The sequence below is a fragment of the Streptomyces hilarionis genome, from assembly GCF_024539675.1.
In the GTDB taxonomy this organism is placed as follows: domain Bacteria; phylum Actinomycetota; class Actinomycetes; order Streptomycetales; family Streptomycetaceae; genus Streptomyces; species Streptomyces hilarionis.
This window is the reverse complement of record NZ_JAHHIT010000552.1, coordinates 1-350: the sequence shown is the minus strand read 5'-3', so window position 1 is coordinate 350 and position 350 is coordinate 1. Positions and strand designations below refer to the sequence as shown.

Sequence of the window (350 nt, the reverse complement as noted above, 5' to 3'; positions counted from 1 at the left end):
CACCAGGCCCGTTTGCGGGTTGTACGACATGGGCTGCCAGTCGTGCGCACCCCAGAAGGCCGGCTGGATCAGCCGGGCTTTTTTCTCCGGGTCCTTCCAGTATTCGGCGACTTTCTCGTTGCGGATCGGCCGCCCGGTTTTCATGTCGATGCCGGTGGCCCAGTTGATCGGGATGAAGTTCTTCGCCGACAGCAGTTCGCCCGTGGCCCGGTCGATCACGTAGAAGAAACCGTTCTTTGGCGCCTGCATCAGCACCTTGCGCTGTTTGCCGTCGAGTTCCAGGTCCACCAGCATGATGTGCTGGGTAGCCGTGTAGTCCCAGGCATCGCCAGGGGTGGTCTGGTAGTGCC

The 350-nt window shown here is 61.7% G+C and carries 1 pseudogene; it reads right to left on the bottom strand.

The window, feature by feature from the left end:
* A pseudogene (locus KMS84_RS44200) lies at positions 1 to 350 on the bottom strand (PQQ-dependent dehydrogenase, methanol/ethanol family); the annotation flags it as partial.